The organism is Legionella busanensis (assembly GCF_900461525.1).
Lineage (GTDB): Bacteria > Pseudomonadota > Gammaproteobacteria > Legionellales > Legionellaceae > Legionella_C > Legionella_C busanensis.
Window position 1 is genome coordinate 229,473 of the sequence record NZ_UGOD01000001.1, and the last position, 16,585, is coordinate 246,057.

The window sequence follows — 16,585 nt, forward strand, 5'->3', positions numbered from 1 at the left end:
ATGACTGCTAAACACAATGTGCAACATGACACAAAAGCGCACAGTTGCTGTGCGCAACCTGAAAAAGAGGTTGACTTTCGACCTGCTTCCTCAAATGTTATTTATACCTGCCCCATGCATCCTCAAATACGGCAAGAGAAGCCAGGCACATGTCCTATTTGTGGTATGGCGCTTGAGCCTGAAGAAATAACATTAGAGGCACAAAAAAATCATGAATACTATGATATGTTTTGGCGCTTTATTCTTGCCTGCCTTGCTAGTATTCCTGTGGTGGTGCTCGCGATGGGTGAGCATTGGCTAACGTCTTATATACCCTACTACGTTTCTCTTTGGACGCAAGCACTCCTTGCTACCTTTGTGGTTTGGGTTTGCGGTTGGCCTTTTTTCGTGCGAGGGTGGCAGTCGATTCGAACGCGTCATTTAAATATGTTTACCTTAATTGCCATAGGGACAGGGGTTGCCTGGGTTTACAGTGTCGGGGTTAGTTTATTTCCCCAATTGCTTCCCGCAGCCTTTAAAGAAGGTATGCTGCCTGTCTATTTTGAGGCAGCGGCTGTGATTACAACCTTGGTTCTTCTAGGCCAAGTGTTGGAACTCAAAGCGCGAGAGCGCACGGGGGATGCTATTAGGGCACTGCTTCATCTTAAACCCACCACGGCGCGCCGATTAAATGAACATCGGCAGGAAGAAGAGATTTCACTTGAGGCTGTTAACGTTGGTGATAAATTAAGGGTACGCCCTGGTGAAAAAATTCCAGTGGACGGTGAGGTCATGAGTGGGCAGAGCCATGTGGATGAATCCATGCTAACCGGTGAGCCTATGCCCGTTATTAAAGAGCCGGGTCAAAAAGTCATTGGGGGTACATTAAATCAAGAGGGAAGTTTTATCATGAGGGCTGCTCTCATTGGTAAAGACACGTTACTGGCTCGCATTATTATGCAAGTCAGTGATGCCCAACGCAGTCAGGCCCCCATTCAACGATTAGCTGATAAGGTATCCGCTTGGTTTGTGCCGGTTGTTCTCCTTATCGCGGTTATCGCGTTTATTGTCTGGCTTTTTGTAGGCCCACAGCCTACTTTAGGTTTTGCACTGATGGCGGCAATCTCCGTGCTGATTATTGCCTGTCCCTGTGCATTAGGGCTCGCCACACCGATGTCCATTATGGTTGGTATTGGCGAAGGCGCAAGACGTGGCATTTTAATTAAAGACGCCGCCTCCCTTGAGCGCTTGCGACAAATGACAACACTTGTGGTGGATAAAACAGGCACCTTGACCAAAGGTCACCCTGTCTTAACAAAGATTATCCCCATTGGGACTTGGCAAGAAGAAACCTTGTTAAGGCTTGCCGCATCCTTAGAGCACCATAGCGAACATCCGTTAGCAAAAGCCATTCGAAGTGAAGCCCGGGCACGAAAACTGTCTTTTATTGACGCCACTGACTTTATGGCCGTCACCGGCAAAGGCGCTCAGGCGCAAATCAAGGGGCAGACGGTTGCCATTGGCAATCGACACTGGTTATCGGTTAAGCTAGATGATGTGCCTAAAGAGGCTTTAAACGCACAAAAAGAAGGTGCAACACTTTTATATTTAGCCGTAGACAAGCAATTGGCAGGCGTGTTTATTGTCACTGACCCTGTCAAAGACACAAGTTGCAAGGCAGTCGCATCACTCAGGAAGAAAGGCATTGAGGTGATTATGCTTACAGGTGATAACGAGATAACAGCGAACGCGGTGGCTAAACAAGTCGGCATTCAAAACGTGATTGCCGAAGTGCTTCCGGATGAAAAAAGTAAACTGATTGGCCAGTTACAGCAAGAGGGGAAGATAGTCGCTATGGCAGGCGATGGGGTTAATGATGCAATAGCGTTGGCAAAAGCCGATATTGGACTTGCCATGGGCACCGGAAGTGACGTGGCAATTGAAAGTGCTGGCATGACGCTCCTTACAGGTGACTTAAGTCAGCTTGTAGTGGCTTATGAGTTATCGCAACAAACGGTCAAAAATATCCATCAAAATCTTTTCTTTGCCTTTATTTATAATGCGCTTGGCGTGCCCATAGCTGCAGGGGTGCTCTATCCTGTCCTAGGTTTACTCCTAAATCCCATGCTTGCAGGGGCTGCCATGGCGTTAAGTTCAGTGTCTGTGATTATTAATGCACTTCGTCTTCGCAAACACTTAACGTAAATAAGAGGTAACAGAGGCTTAAAATTTCTCATTTTGAGTTTAACAGGGATGAATGAATGTTTAAAACGAGTCGCAGGTTTAAGTTAAGATTGCTTCTTATGGCTTGGGGATTAACTCTTTGTTCAGCAATGGCTTATGCAGAGCCACCTCTAGGCTTAACTGAGCTAAATCGATTAGCGCTTTCGCAAAATAAAGACTTACGAGCGGCGCGTTTTACCATTGCGATGGCCAAGGGTCGCCTCATTCAAGCAGGGCTTTGGCCTAACCCAAGCTTGGAGCTAACCAATACGGATGACCGATTTTTTAAAGATGAGGGGGAGTATACTCGCAGTGTACTCATCAATCAGCCACTACCTGTTTCAGGTCGCCTTGCCAGGCAAAAAGCCCTTGCTTGCATTGAGCTAGCACGTGCGCAAGCTGAGCTTCGCGAAACAGCAAGGCAGGTTAGCGCAAAAGTAGCCACAGCTTTCTATGCGTTGGTTGTGGCTGAAAACCGCATGCAGCAATTAAATTATTTGCGCCGCCTGAATCAAGTGCTAGTGCGTGTGAGCCATAATCGTTATCATGCGGCGGAAATTTCAGAGCTTGATGATAATGCAGCGCGCATGGAGTATGCGCGAATTGAGCAAGACCAAGCCCTTTTAAAAAGCCAATTAGTTAGCCAATATGCGACCTTAAATCAGCTTATTGGTAGAAAACCGACCTCGCCTTTACGGATAAAAAAAGCCATTCTACTGCCAACGGCACAACCTAAGTTAGCTGACTTGATTAATAAAGCGCTTCGATACCGCCCAGATAGACAGAGTCTTCTCTTGGCAGTCAAGCTTGCAGAAGCTCAAAGAAATTTAGCGCTTGCGGAGCGTTTTGCCGATTGGACACTAGGGGTTGGGGTAGAAAAAGATAAAATTGTAGTTGAGGGCGCACCACCGCAGGAAGCAGATAAGGCATTAACGGTTTCTTTATCTGTGCCGCTCCCCCTTTTTAATGGTAATCAAGGACGGGTTTTGGAAGCGGGTGCAACAAAAACACAAGCACTCATGGCAATGAATGCGCTTAACCTTGCGATTGAAACAGAAGTTGTCAGCAGTTTTAGTCAAGTGAACGTGCTTAAAAGTAGTCTTTTGCACACCAAGGCGACTTCACTTCGCTTAGGGCTTGCTAATGTGAAACTTGCTCGGGACGCCTACCAAAAGGGTCAAATGTCACTGCTTAATGTGTTACAAGTTCAACGCCAACAAAACGATTTACAAACGGCTTATTTAACAACGGTAGAAAAATACTTTCAATCGTATGTGGCGTTATGTACGGCAATTGGCGTAAGTAGTGGTAGTGATTTTTGCGCTTACTTAGCTTCTGCAAAGGAATGTACAAAATGATAAATGGACACGTGGTTTTGCGATATTTTAGCCTTATCCTTTTTACAGGCGCTTTTTTTTATACCGCTCTTCTTTTAGCGCATGGTGAAGAAATTGAGGTCGATACCGCAGGGCCTGCTCAATCGGTCACGTTGACCTCTAAACAATCAACCCTGCTTGGCATTCGCGTGGCTGAAGTAAGCCAGCGTCCTATGGCAGAATTTTTGACGCTAAATGGTCAAGTTCAGGTGCTACCTAATCTTCAGGCCGATGTAAGTGTGCGAATTAGCGGCGCTGTCACCGATATTGTGGTTAATTTAGGGGATAAAGTAACCAAAGGGCAAACGTTAGCTACCGTGCAATCCCGCTTAATAGGAGACCCACCACCCAGTGTTGCTGTTAAAGCCCCGATGACAGGTATTATTGATGCACGTAATGTGAATCTTGGCCAAGCGGTAGAGCCAAATACCGTGCTCTTTCATATCAGCAACCGCGAACAGCTATTGATAGTAGCTCAAGTCTATGAGGAAGACTTAGGACAAGTCAAAGTAGGTCAGGCTGTTCAAATACATGCATTAAGCTACCCAAAAGAGACTTTCCTTGGCAAAGTTATCCTTATTGAGCCTAATTTAGATCCCATCACTCGCAGTATTAATGTCCGAATTAGCCTAACAAATAAGAACGATTTATTAAAACCAGGCATGTTTGTGCGTGCCAAGGTCGTGTTGCGTTTTACAAAAGCTGCGCTAGTTGTTCCTAATAACGCGTTACTTGAAGCAGAAAATGAAACGTTTGTTTTTGTAAAGTCAGGTACGCACTATGAGCGAACTCAGGTTAGCCTAGGCGCAAGCGATGATAAATACACCGAAATTAAAGCAGGTTTAGTGCCGGGTGATGAAGTGGTGATACAAGGGGCTCGCCAATTATACACATTATCCATCAGTGGCGGTGGGAAGCCTAAATCTGGTCATGAGGAGTCCCATTAATGTTTACCCACTTAATCGCTTGGTCACTTCATAATCGCTTTTTAGTGCTCGCTTTAACCCTTGTCCTTTGCTTATTAGGGGGGTATAACTTAAAACAGATGCCGCTTGATGTTTTTCCTGAGTTTGCGCCACCCCAGGTGGTTGTGCAAACCGAAGCACCTGGCATGGCCACTCAGGATGTAGAAACGTTAATTACCTATCCTTTAGAAAGTGCTATTAATGGCACCCCCGGGGTGGCTGCTGTGCGCTCTAGAACGTCTGTCGGTTTGTCCACCATTACGGTCGTGTTTGATGATAAAACGGATATTTTTAGGAATCGACAGTTAGTCAATGAGCGTATACAACAAGTCAGCAGCAGGCTTCCACCCGGCATTAATCCACCTGTCATGCTTCCTGTTATTTCCGCTGTAGGGTGGCTTGTGAAATATGCCTTAATCAGTGATACACTAAGCCCTGAAGCATTGCGCACGCTTTCAGATTGGACAATTAGACCACGACTCCTTGCTTTAGGTGGCGTGGCATCAGTGGTTTCCATCGGTGGTGAAGTTAAACAATATCAAGTACGATTACTTCCTGAGCGACTTCTTGCATATCGCATTACCATTGAGGATGTCCGCCAAGCGTTAACCACAGCCAATCAAAATGTCCCCGGCGCCTTTGTCCATCAAGCAGGCACTGAATTTGTGGTGGCAACACGTGGACGCATACAATCCCTTGAAGACATTAAAAAAACGCTCATTACGACCCGAAAGGGCATACCTATTACGGTAGGCAATGTTGCCAATGTCACCTTTGGTGGTGAGATAAAGCGTGGTGATGGTGCTTTTAATACCAAATCTGCCGTGATTGGCACAGTTTCCAAAGCCTATGGTGCAGACACGGTCACGACAACGGCTAAAGTGGAGCAGACACTAGAGAGTATTAGAAAGGCGCTTCCGCCTGGTGTTGAATTAAAAACAGCCGTCTTTCGGCAAGCGAATTTTATTGAATCGGCAATTTATAATTTAACGCGAGCCCTTCTTGAAGGCGCACTTATTGTCATCGTTGTCCTTTTTGTTTTCTTGATGAACTGGCGGGCCTCTTTCATTACGTTTTTATCGATGCCCCTGTCTTTTATCATTGGTTTATTGGTTTTGCACTATTTCGGTATTGGCATTAATACCATGACCTTAGGCGGCATGGCCATTGCCATTGGGGAGGTGGTTGATGATGCAATTATCACGGTGGAAAACGTCGTACACCGCTTAAGAGTTAATCGTGAGGCATTTTATCCTCAACCTGCTATGGCTGTGGTTTTTGAAGCCGTACTTGAAATTAGAAGCTCTGTTGTTTATGCCACAATTATTGTTTGTTTGGTCTTTTTACCTATTTTCTTTTTATCAGGGATTGCAGAGCGTATTTTTAGCCCACTTGCTATTGCCTACATTGCATCCGTCTTAGGCTCTCTTGTCGTGTCTATTACCATGGTACCTGCACTTTGTTATCTCTTATTGGTTCGCCATCAAGAAAAAATAAATGATAAAGCACTTAACCTACATGCCCTATCCGAGCATAGGTCTTCGGCTACCTTAGAGCAATCAAATACGCAATCAGTTGAGTCGGAAACTCGCTTTGTCCTATGGCTAAAAAGTCATTTCTTAACCATTTTGCATTGGTCTTTGGCCCATAGTAAAACCGTAATCATGCTAGCTTTGGCAGCATTTCTCTTTACGTTGTCTTTGCTGCCTTTTTTTGGTACGTCCTTTTTGCCTGAGTTTCATGAAGGTAATTTTATTGTGACCATGAGTACCTTGCCTGGTACCACGCTTGAGGAGTCCATGCGCCTAGGTCGGCAAGTGCAAACTATGTTATTGCGCTATCCGCAAGTGATTTCCATTGCTCAACGCGCAGGGCGCAGTGAGCTTGATGAAGATGCGCTGCCGCCTAATGTCAGTGAATTTGATGTGCGACTTGATTTTGATAAAGACCGCACCATGCTTCCTGATGAATTATTAGGGAAAATTCGTGCCGATTTAGCCAATCTTCCGGGAGCCGTGTTTAACGTTGGGCAATTTATTGCCCATCGCATGGATGAGGTCTTGTCGGGTGTGCGCGCGCAAGTGGCGGTCAAAGTGTTTGGCGATAATTTAACGACTTTAAACGAGTTGGGCCAAACCCTTGAAGCCTTGTTAAAAACGATTCCAGGGGTGGTCGATGTCAATAAAGAGCAGCAAATTAAAGTGCCACAATTGGTTATTAAAATTGACCGGGAACGCGCGGCTCGCTATGGGGTTAATGTTGGACAAATTTCAGAAGACGTACAAGTCCTTCTTAATGGGGTGACGGTATCAAGCGTTTTAGAAGGGCAACAAACGTTTGACTTATTTCTGCGGATGGATAAAACAGGTCGCGACAGTATAAAAGACATCAAAAACATGCTTATTGATGCTCATGATGAGGCAAAAGGAGGAAGCGCTCAAATTCCTTTGCGTGCAGTTGCTGATATCACATTAGAGCCGCAACCCTTTTCCATTAACCGTGAGAATGCCGGACGTTTGCTGGTGGTTTCTTTTAATGTACAAGGCCGTGATTTAGGCAGTGTAATAGAAGATGTAAAAAGTAAAGTTGGGCAACAACTCAAACTGCCAGCAGGCTACTTTATCCAATACGGCGGTCAGTTTGAAAGTCAGCAACACGCCTCTAATGTCATTTTAATCTTTAGCATTTTAGTGATATTTATTATGCTTATTTTGCTTCATAAAGCATTTGGCACTTTTAGAGAAGCGCTTCTTGTGATGTTTAATCTTCCACTGGCTTTAATCGGGGGGGTGATTTCACTTTACTTAGTCAGTGGTGAGATGAGTATTGCGGCGATGATTGGCTTTATTACTCTATTTGGGATTGCAGCGCGCAATGGCATTATTTTAGTGAGTCACTACAATCAGCTCCACCTACAAGGTAAAACCCGCGAGCAAGTGGTTATTGACGGCACGCTAGATAGACTTGTCCCTGTTTTAATGACAGCAGCAACCACCGCCTTAGGGCTCTTTCCCTTACTGTGGGGCTCACCTGCAGGCAAGGAGTTAGAGCGCCCTTTAGCGCAAGTGTTGTTAGGTGGTTTATTAAGCTCAACACTCCTTAATATGGTTGTTGTTCCTACCGTCTATAATCTGCTCGAAAAAAGGCGAGAGCGAAAAAAATCTTTAGAGCCCACACCATCAGGAGAAGCAACATGAAACGAAATCGATTAAAATCTAATTTTTCTAGCTATGTAAGCCTTATTCTTGGCCTTTTTATTTGGGGCCCCTCCTTAGCACTTTTTGCAGGAACTAGTGAGACGCCTAAAGTAGCAATACCTAAGACGATACCTGCTATTTGGAAGGCTATTGATGCGCATGGCGCTTCAATCAATCAAGCCATAAAAGACAATAAGCTTACCTCAATTCATGACCATGCCTTTGCTATTCGTGATTTAACCCACGCCTTACCACCTTTAAGTGAACGCTTATCAGAAGAGCAAAGACAAACGGTGCAAGATACCTTGGGTTTCGTAAATCAATTAGCGACTCGTCTTGATAAAACAGGCGATGCTAATGACAAAGAAGGCACTGTTGCCAATTGGACTAAATTACAAAAACTCTTAAGCCAGTTGCGTGCCTTTTATAAAGATGATGTTCGTTAAGGATTAATGGATAAGGATTAATGGATTATGAAATTATTTATTGTTTTAAGCGCCACCCTACTCAGTACGGCGGCCTTAAACCCATTGTTTGCAGCGCCAAGCGCTTCACCTAATCAGGCCAAAGCACCTGTTGTGCTTCTGATTAAGAAAAAGACGCTTGATGTTAATGGCAAGACGGCAGATGTGTTTCGCATTGAACAACCTGATGGGACATGGGGTTATCGCGGGATTAAAGGGCAGATGTTTGAAGCAGTGGTTAAAAATCAAACTGACAAGCCTACTGTATTACATTGGCATGGTTTAGTTGTGCCTAATAATCAAGATGGCGTGCCTTATGTCACCCAAAAACCCATTTTGCCTGGTGGTGAATACCATTATCGTTTTAAACTTAAGCAATCAGGCACCTATTGGATGCATTCACATCATGACTTACAAGTTCAACAATTTTTATCAGCCCCTTTAATTATTGAAGACCCTGCCGAAACCGTAAACAGCAAAGAGGTCATTTTTTTCATAGGTGACTTTAGTTATAAAAAACCTGAAGTGATTTTTGCTGAATTAAAAAAGGGGCAAATGACACACATGCATCATCAAGGCGCGATGGCTATGCCTATGAAACCATCCGCCCCTGATTTAGTTGACGTAGCTTATGATGCTTTTTTAACCAATTATCGAACCTTAAAAAATCCTGAGGTTGTTAGAGTTAAGCCCGGCGAAAACATTCGGCTGCGCTTTATTGCAGGCTCTGCCATGACTAACTTCTTTTTAAACACAGGGCAGCTTAAAGGAAAAGCCATTGCCCTTGATGGCGAGCTGATTAAACCTGTAAACGCTAATCAGTTTCAGCTGGCAGTAGGCCAGCGCCTTGATGTGATGGTCACTATTCCTGCTGGCGAAAATGCTTACCCCATTCTTGCACAAGGGGAGGGGACAACCCTGCAAACAGGGCTTATTTTAGCAACACCAAAAGCGTCTATTCCCTTACTTAAAGAACAAGCATCTAGGCAGGCAGGGGCGCTCAATTACGACCAAGAATTTCAGTTTAAAGCCCTAAAGCCTTTAGCGCAAAAAACGCCAGGGCAGAGGTTAACTGTCAATCTAGAAGGCGATATGATGCGTTATGTTTGGACGATTAATAATCAGAAGTGGCCTGAAATTAAACCATTGAAGGTTGATGAAAATAAACGTGTGGAAATGATCTTTAACAATAAAACTATGATGGCTCATCCCATGCACTTACATGGCCATGTGTTTGAAGTAACCGAAATTGATGGTAAAAAAATCAACGAAGGTCTTTTGCATGATACGGTTTTAGTATTACCAAATTCAAGTGTGAAAGTCGTATTTGATACGGATAATCCAGGTAACTGGATGATGCATTGCCATATGCTTTATCATCAAGAAAATGGCATGATGACTATTGTTAGTTATGCAGGTGTTAAGGCGCCTATTTTAACCATGCAACACTAAATGTATTCTGGGATAGCTACCTAAGACCTCTAAGTTTCCCATTTAAATGAAGTCTTGTTATCAAGGTAGTCTAAGCAGACGAGGGAACTTAAATAAAAAGGAGTGTTAATTAAATGAAAAGAATCGTTTACGGTGCTCTACCTGTTATATTGCTTGCTCTAGTTAGTTGCAGCAATAATGCAGCGCTACTGCCTGAAGCACAACAAGTTACTGTTGCTCAATCAGGTGCGGCAATTAAACATTGTAAAAACTTAGGCAAGATAATGGCTTCAGATGTAAATGGTGTAAGTCAAGCTTATCAGTCGCATGAGCATTTATATCAAGATGAAGTAAATATGCTAAAAAATAAAACAGCCGAGTTAGGTGGTAATACGTTATTAATTACTAAGGACAAAGCAACGTATACGGGCAACCCCCAAACACATTCAGTTGACACTCATAGTTTAGAAGGTATGGCTTACGAGTGCAGGCGATAAAAGAAAACAATGAAAGTGGTTGCTTTAAATGCTAAATGTTTTTGTACTTTTGTTTGCTGACATTAGATGAATATTTTATATCTAACCTGAATTCTAAACGCCATTGTCATAAATACAATGGCGCTTAACATTTAAATTAAGAAGCCATCCTTTCACATTCTTCTGCACATTGATAGCACGCTTCTGCACAGCGCTTGCAATGTTCCATGTGCTCATGTTTGCTGCACTCATCACCACAAGCGCGACAAATTTGAGCGCATAAACGGCAAACCTCTTTCGCAAACCCAGAGCCTCTCGCCATCATTTCTACAGCCATTGCACAAATTGCTGCGCAATCGTGGTCAAGCGCTATGCACTGAGCCATCTCTTTGCAATTATCTTCTTGGCTGCACGCAGCTGCACAATGCTCGCATTCTAATGCGCAAGCCTGACATGCTTTAATGCATGCTTCATACTGTTGGTGTGACATGTCATTCTCCTTACTTTAAGGGTTAATGAGACATATGATTATCAGTAGATTGTCCTTTAGACTTATCGTTTGCTTGCTCACTAGATTGCTCGCTTGATTGTTCATTGCCATACCATTGCGAACGCCATGCCTTTAATTGCTCAATTTCTTTTTGCTGGGTGTCAATAATTTTTTGTGCCATGTCTTTAATTTCGGGATGTATTGCATTGTTTAATGCATCTTTTGCCATCATAATGGCTGCTTCATGATGAGGAATCATTAAATCAATAAAGCGCTTATCATATTGATTGTCTTTTTTACCTAATTTATCCATCATCATTTTATCCATCATGGATTGGCATTGTGACATTGGGCCTGACTTGCAAGGACAATTATCTTCAGCCAAGCTAATAGTAGGAATAACCATTGAAAGCGCAAGAGAACTTGCAATCAGTGTTTTCTTAAGCATAAACGCTCCTTGTTTATTTTTAAATTAAAGTCTTTTTAAAAATAGACCCTATCTACGAAATATAAAAGGCTATTTCCTTGACTCATTAACTGTTTTTAAATAATCAATCATTTTCAGGGTGTCGTTTTTTGTCAACGGCTTAGGAAGAACTAACACTTTTTTCTCACCAGGTTTAATCACTGTTTTTGCTTGAGAAGAAGCTAAATAAATAACCTGGGATTCCTTGTTAAGAGGCGAGCTCTTCTTAAACTCATCAATTAAGTAGACTTCCTTTAAATCGATGTCCATTAAAATAAAGTCATAGTGTTTCATGCTGACTCGGTCTTGTGCTGATTCAAGATTCCAGGCCATGTCTAAATGATAATCCAAAGCAGTAAAATGCCAACGCATGATAACACGTGCAGATAAAGATGAATCTATGACTAAAAAAGATAACAATTTGGCCACTGATTGCTCTCAAAATATTAACTGTATCTTCTGTGGTAAGTGAAGCTAAAGTCCTATCAATAGCTATATTTTATAAGTGTAAGCGTTTTCTCAGATTAAATCTAAATTTGAATTTTAAATTCAGATTTAAAAGATGCCTATTCTAACCTTTTAGCGCAAAATAAACATGAGGTTAGACTTTTGGTTTTCTAAAAATAGCTGTTAAAATTAATTTTCAATTCTAGAGAGACAACATGGCAGAGAACTTACTATACTTACCCAGCTTTTCAGTAACCACATCTATTAATTCAGTTTGTTTATACATGCTTTTTCTCCATATTAGATTTTACCCATATAGGTGTGATCACTCCCTTGATTTGCCCTCTGTGAATAGGTCCGTAGTATCGACCGTCAAAAGACCATTCATTTTGGCTGGTCATAGTCATCACTTCATTTTCTTTTAGGTGATAATTTATAGGACGCCATTGGGGCAGCGTCCGATTCATACCATCGTTTAACTTTGGTTGTGAAAAAGGAATAAGTGTTTGATTTACAAAAACTCCTTCAGAAGTAACTGAGATTATATCATTAGATATGCCCACTACTTTTTTCATTAAATATCCATAGCCACCACAATAAAGCCCCTGATCTATATAACCTCTATTCATTGCCAAATTAAAAGCTTTCCTGTCATCAGGACAAAAAATCACATAAGCATTTTTAATGTTTTCAGCGTTTGTAATGCGATACAGACCGATAGGGATAGATCCAGTAAGGTTTACTCGAAGTCCCATAGCTGCCAAAAGAAACCCTATAAAAATAAAACTCATCAGGAAAATAGCAATAATGACCGACAGCTTTTTCATAGTTTGATTATCTCCTCCTCACTTAAACGAAGGCGCAAAAGATCCGAGTGTTTTGGCGCTTCGATGGAGGCTCGTACTATAAAGGTAGGATCTTTGAAATAAAGGGGCTGTTTGCCATAAATAGCAGGAAAGCCCGCTGCATAAATGACCATATCACCAGCTTCAACAATAAATCCATTGGCGTCCTTCTTAGGCCCGGGCATGCGCAGACACTCATCAACTGTTAAAAGGGGTCGAGATACCTCCTGAACAGTTTTGGACATTTGTGTTAAAAATGTTGAAAATCGTTTGCCGCTGGTAGTGATATGTTCTTTAACAATAGTCGTTTGGCCAGTTAATTTGGAGAGGTGCTCTGCTGTTTCTACCCTGTTAGGAGGATAAGCATTTTGAATATGACAGTTAGATGTAATTGTTTCATCAGGTCCATAGCCATTCTCACGGCTTTTAAGCTGATTAATATCCTGGCAAATTAGATAGAACTTTAAGCCATAACCAGCAACAAAAGCCAAGGATTCCTGAAGAATATCGAGCTTTCCAAGACTTGGAAATTCATCAATCATACAAAGCAGCCGATGCTTATAATTTTTTTTAGCTCTAATATAAGAAAACCCATTATTATCAGGCACGCGCTCAAATTCCATTTTATCAGCCAGAAGCCGTACCACCATGTTGATCATTACTCGAACCAGCGGCTGTAGTCTTACCTTGTCATTAGGCTGAGTTACAATATAAAGACTTACTGGACTTTCATGATTCATTAGATCTCTAATGCAAAAATCCGAGGCCGATACATTATAAGCCACCACAGGATCACGGTATAAAGCCAGATAAGATTTCAAAGTTGATAAAACGGAGCCAGCCTCTTCTTCAGGCCGGTCTATCATATCGCGGGCAGAAGCACTGATGACAGGATGCGTTTTACCCTCAATATGCGGATATTGTGTCATTTCAATTAGCAAATCAGCAATATTAATATTAGGATCAACCAGCATCTTATCAATATTAGGAAATGTAGCGGGTTCGCCCTGACTTTTCAATTTGTAAATTGCATGCAGAATAAAACCAACTAAAAGCGCTTGCGAGGTTTTCTGCCAATGAGTTAAAAGGCCTTTACCGTCAGGATCAATCACAAGTGTTGCAAGATTTTGTACATCACCCACTTCGGATTCCGTGCCAACTCTGATTTCATCAAGTGGATTCCAACGAGCGCCACCTTTTAGTGTTGCGGGTTCAAAACGAATGACTTTATTAAAGGCATGCTTTTGTCGCCAGCCAGCGGTCATTGCCCAAAGTTCACCTTTTAAGTCTGTAATGACGCAAGACTGTTTCCAGGATAAAAGCGTGGGAATAACAAGTCCTACCCCTTTACCTGAACGTGTCGGTGCATACGTTAAAACATGCTCAGGCCCATTATGGCGCAAATAATGAATTTCTCCCCGCTCATCTTCAAAAGCCCCAACATAGACGCCTTCATCATGTCCAATTAGGCTGGCATTTTTTAAATCCTCTATGTTGGCCCATCTAGCTGAGCCATGTAGGTACTCGCTAACACTCTCCTTTTTAAAATACTTACTAACTAACACAACGATCATTAACAATACACAGCCACTCATAACCATCATGCCAGAGGCTGCATTAAAATAATTAGGATAATATTGATGAAACTTCCTATCCCACCAAAACACCTGCCAAGGCATATAAATGTGAGACAATGAAAAACCCAGGCCATTAGCATAATGAAACTGATGCGCTATAAATTGAGTACCTATTTGCATGCTAATTAAAAGTGAGCCCAGCACTAAGGAGGCAAGAGGGCTGTTTGTTCTGCTATGATTTTTTTTTCCTACTTGAGGGCCAATGGCTTTATTGGGCTGGCTTGGACTCATTGTGTCCCTCCCGATGCCTTTCGATTAACAAACTGGCTAACTTCGTCCAAGGTTTCATCACCTCGGCTAAAGCTTCCTTCTGGAGCACCCATCGATACGACAGTTTGCGAGTCTGTCTCTTGAGATTCAGATGCTAATTTGCCAGCCTTACTTTGGATTGCATCAGCTATCTTTCCGCCAGCCGTATCAGCGATTCTATTTGTAAATGACGCTTTTATGCTGCCACTTTTCTCACGGGCAACATCCATAGCACCAGATGCTAAATGTGAGCTAAAAGAGCCAGCAAATTTGGATGCTTGGCCCAGAGCCGCTGCTAAGCCGCCAGTTTTTGAACTTGAATTAACACTGGCAACAGAGCCTGTATCGCTTGAGCTAAGCGTTTGACCCGCAGCCTTAAAAGCGGCATGAAGCGCAGACAATCCACCAGCACTTTGCATCATGGCAGCACTTGTTGCTCCTGTCATAGCAGCGCCAGCAATACTAGCAGCGCCCATTGCGCCTCCAATACCAATACCGCTGCCACCCGAGCCACCACCTAATATAATGCCTGATAGAGCCGGTGGAATTTTATTAATGAGAACCAGCAGAAGTACGGCAACCACCAGCATGACAAACATTTCTTTCAGCATGATATTGGATGACATTGCCGCATAGTATTGATCTACAAAGGACTTTCCGATGCCAATAATCAAAATCATGGCAAATGCCTGTAATGCAATACCTAATACTGTTTTGTAGTAGTTAATCGCAATGCCTTGCGTCCAACGTCCGCCGCCAAAACCTAATAAAATGATGCCGCCATACGTTAAAATCCAGGCCGTAATTAGAATAATGAGCATATTAATACTGACTAATGCCAATATAATCAAAATAAGTCCCGCAACAATCAATCCCACAGTAGTAGCGGCTGGAGACCAGATTGATGAGCTGTCAATGGCTTTTGAGACAATATCAAAACCCACATCCACAATATCAGAAGGCGAGACATGTTCATTCATACCAGAGGCTTTTGCCGCAAGCTGGCGCATGGAATCGATGATAGCTGTTGCAAGTGCAGGCCCATTATCTAAAATCCAATAGAAAAATCCGATTACCATAAAAAAACGTATGGTTTCTGCCATAAATTCTTGAATATCTGCTTTACGCAACGCCATAAGACCATAAGTCCATACCATACTAATTAAGGCCAGCGACCAAAAAAGATAACGGGCATAGCTCAAAATAGTTTGGCTCCACATAGAAGATGTATTAGCAAAACGATATAAAATGTTATCCAGCAAATCTCTACTATCCATACGGCTTTCTGCATGGCTGCATGCTGAGAAGGCGACTAAACAGAATAGAATTAAATAAAGGGTTGTCTTTCTATACATGGTATTACCACTTCTTTCCTGAGCTTTTAGAATAATTTCCACCTCTGAAACACGCATCTCCGATTGCTTGGAGCTCTTCTTTTGTACGGTCTTCTCTGCTGCTATCACAGGTTAATGAGGCTAGATTCTCTACCTTACTTCTTGATTTAGTATCAGCCGTGTCACAGCCTGAAAGTAAACAAATTAATATCAAAAGAGGTATGCTTAAAATTTTCATTTTTTGTCCTTAAGGTTATAGTGAGTTACCATTTTTTACCTGAACTTTTATGGTAAGTACCCGCCCTAAATTGCGTATCCCCTGCAGCCTGTATAGCTTCTTTATTTGTGCTAGCGGCATCTTTTACTGCCTGCGCATTTTGTTGCGCCAATAGTAGGCCTCTTATTTGAAGTAATTGATGAGATTGGTTGCTGGCTAATTGAGAAGCTGCCTGGAGTGTTTGTTTCTGGCCAACGGCACTTTGTGCTTGAGATTGTAAAATACGTAGTTTTGCTGAATCCGTTTTTAAGCTCTGTTGTTGCTTATCAATACCTTTGAGCATGGCATCATTGGCACGCTTCTCGGCAACAGAGGCACTTAGTCTACTTTGATTAATTTTCTTAAGTTCTTCAGGTGAACACTGACCATGACCATTAAAGCAAGACGTTTTTTGGTAATATTCTTGGCTTTGAAAACGATCCAAATAGCCTTGCAGACTGCCTGCCTCCTGCTTGTAATAGTCAATTGTATTCGTTGCTTCAAGCAGGTTGTTAATGACAGCATTAGCATTATCCCATTGAAACGACGTTAATGATTTGGTGTTCTCCAACATATTATGATATTGCTGAAGCTGATTTTTATATTGATCAATTTGAGTTTTATACTCTCTAATCTGATTCACAATCATTTTCCCATTTTGAATCCAGTTCGCGATGTCAAACACAGGCGCACCACCTGCCATGATAGTTGACGACCAGAGATAAACAAGCATGATTCTAAATTTCATCC

General features: G+C 42.4%; 15 protein-coding genes. 7 read left to right on the forward strand and 8 right to left on the reverse strand.

What is annotated here, in order from left to right; translation table 11 throughout:
* From DYH30_RS01090 to DYH30_RS01120, 7 genes are all read left to right on the forward strand, one after another.
* Positions 1-2,184, forward strand: coding sequence for a copper-transporting P-type ATPase (locus DYH30_RS01090; RefSeq protein ID WP_115329709.1), 2,184 nt, complete (start codon positions 1-3; stop codon positions 2,182-2,184).
* Between the two features lie 56 nt (positions 2,185-2,240).
* Positions 2,241-3,560, forward strand: coding sequence for a TolC family protein (locus DYH30_RS01095; RefSeq protein WP_242604797.1), 1,320 nt, complete (start codon positions 2,241-2,243; stop codon positions 3,558-3,560).
* The gene (locus tag DYH30_RS01100; RefSeq protein WP_115329711.1) at positions 3,557-4,525 is read left to right on the forward strand and encodes an efflux RND transporter periplasmic adaptor subunit; all 969 of its coding nucleotides are present in this window, start codon (positions 3,557-3,559) and stop codon (positions 4,523-4,525) included. The genes DYH30_RS01095 and DYH30_RS01100 overlap by 4 nt, the downstream gene beginning before the upstream one ends.
* Positions 4,525-7,740: an efflux RND transporter permease subunit gene (locus DYH30_RS01105; RefSeq protein ID WP_115329713.1), complete on the forward strand. Its 3,216-nt coding sequence runs from the start codon at positions 4,525-4,527 to the stop codon at positions 7,738-7,740. Before DYH30_RS01100 ends, DYH30_RS01105 begins: the two co-directional genes overlap by 1 nt.
* On the forward strand, positions 7,737-8,186 hold the full coding sequence (locus DYH30_RS01110; RefSeq protein ID WP_115329715.1) for a transporter: 450 nt from the start codon (positions 7,737-7,739) through the stop codon (positions 8,184-8,186). Before DYH30_RS01105 ends, DYH30_RS01110 begins: the two co-directional genes overlap by 4 nt.
* A gap of 27 nt (positions 8,187-8,213) precedes the next feature.
* Positions 8,214-9,656, forward strand: a complete 1,443-nt coding sequence (locus tag DYH30_RS01115) for a multicopper oxidase family protein (protein ID WP_115329717.1) — start codon at positions 8,214-8,216, stop codon at positions 9,654-9,656.
* Between the two features lie 113 nt (positions 9,657-9,769).
* On the forward strand, positions 9,770-10,132 hold the full coding sequence (locus DYH30_RS01120) for a DUF4156 domain-containing protein (RefSeq protein WP_115329719.1): 363 nt from the start codon (positions 9,770-9,772) through the stop codon (positions 10,130-10,132).
* A gap of 136 nt (positions 10,133-10,268) precedes the next feature.
* On the opposite strand, the gene DYH30_RS01125 is transcribed toward DYH30_RS01120, so the two are convergent.
* From DYH30_RS01125 to trbJ, 8 genes are all read right to left on the reverse strand, one after another.
* Positions 10,269-10,601, reverse strand: a complete 333-nt coding sequence (locus tag DYH30_RS01125; protein ID WP_115329721.1) for a four-helix bundle copper-binding protein — start codon at positions 10,599-10,601, stop codon at positions 10,269-10,271.
* A 22-nt stretch (positions 10,602-10,623) separates the two neighbouring features.
* On the reverse strand, positions 10,624-11,049 hold the full coding sequence (locus DYH30_RS01130; protein WP_115329723.1) for a DUF305 domain-containing protein: 426 nt from the start codon (positions 11,047-11,049) through the stop codon (positions 10,624-10,626).
* A gap of 69 nt (positions 11,050-11,118) precedes the next feature.
* Entirely contained in the window at positions 11,119-11,496 is a 378-nt protein-coding gene (locus DYH30_RS01135) for a hypothetical protein (protein ID WP_115329725.1), read from the reverse strand.
* Between the two features lie 296 nt (positions 11,497-11,792).
* Positions 11,793-12,341 (reverse strand): conjugative transfer signal peptidase TraF, encoded by a 549-nt coding sequence (traF, locus tag DYH30_RS01140; RefSeq protein WP_115329727.1) that lies wholly within the window; start codon positions 12,339-12,341, stop codon positions 11,793-11,795.
* The gene (locus DYH30_RS01145; protein WP_115329729.1) at positions 12,338-14,227 is read right to left on the reverse strand and encodes a type IV secretory system conjugative DNA transfer family protein; all 1,890 of its coding nucleotides are present in this window, start codon (positions 14,225-14,227) and stop codon (positions 12,338-12,340) included. Before DYH30_RS01145 ends, traF begins: the two co-directional genes overlap by 4 nt.
* On the reverse strand, positions 14,224-15,600 hold the full coding sequence (gene trbL, locus DYH30_RS01150) for a P-type conjugative transfer protein TrbL (RefSeq protein WP_115329731.1): 1,377 nt from the start codon (positions 15,598-15,600) through the stop codon (positions 14,224-14,226). The genes DYH30_RS01145 and trbL overlap by 4 nt, the downstream gene beginning before the upstream one ends.
* Before the next feature lie 4 nt (positions 15,601-15,604).
* A complete protein-coding gene (locus DYH30_RS18230) occupies positions 15,605-15,817 on the reverse strand; it encodes a hypothetical protein (RefSeq protein WP_115329733.1) in 213 nt (70 codons plus the stop codon).
* 25 nt (positions 15,818-15,842) lie between these two features.
* Positions 15,843-16,583: a P-type conjugative transfer protein TrbJ gene (trbJ, locus tag DYH30_RS01160; protein WP_115329735.1), complete on the reverse strand. Its 741-nt coding sequence runs from the start codon at positions 16,581-16,583 to the stop codon at positions 15,843-15,845.
* Positions 16,584-16,585 lie beyond the last annotated feature (2 nt).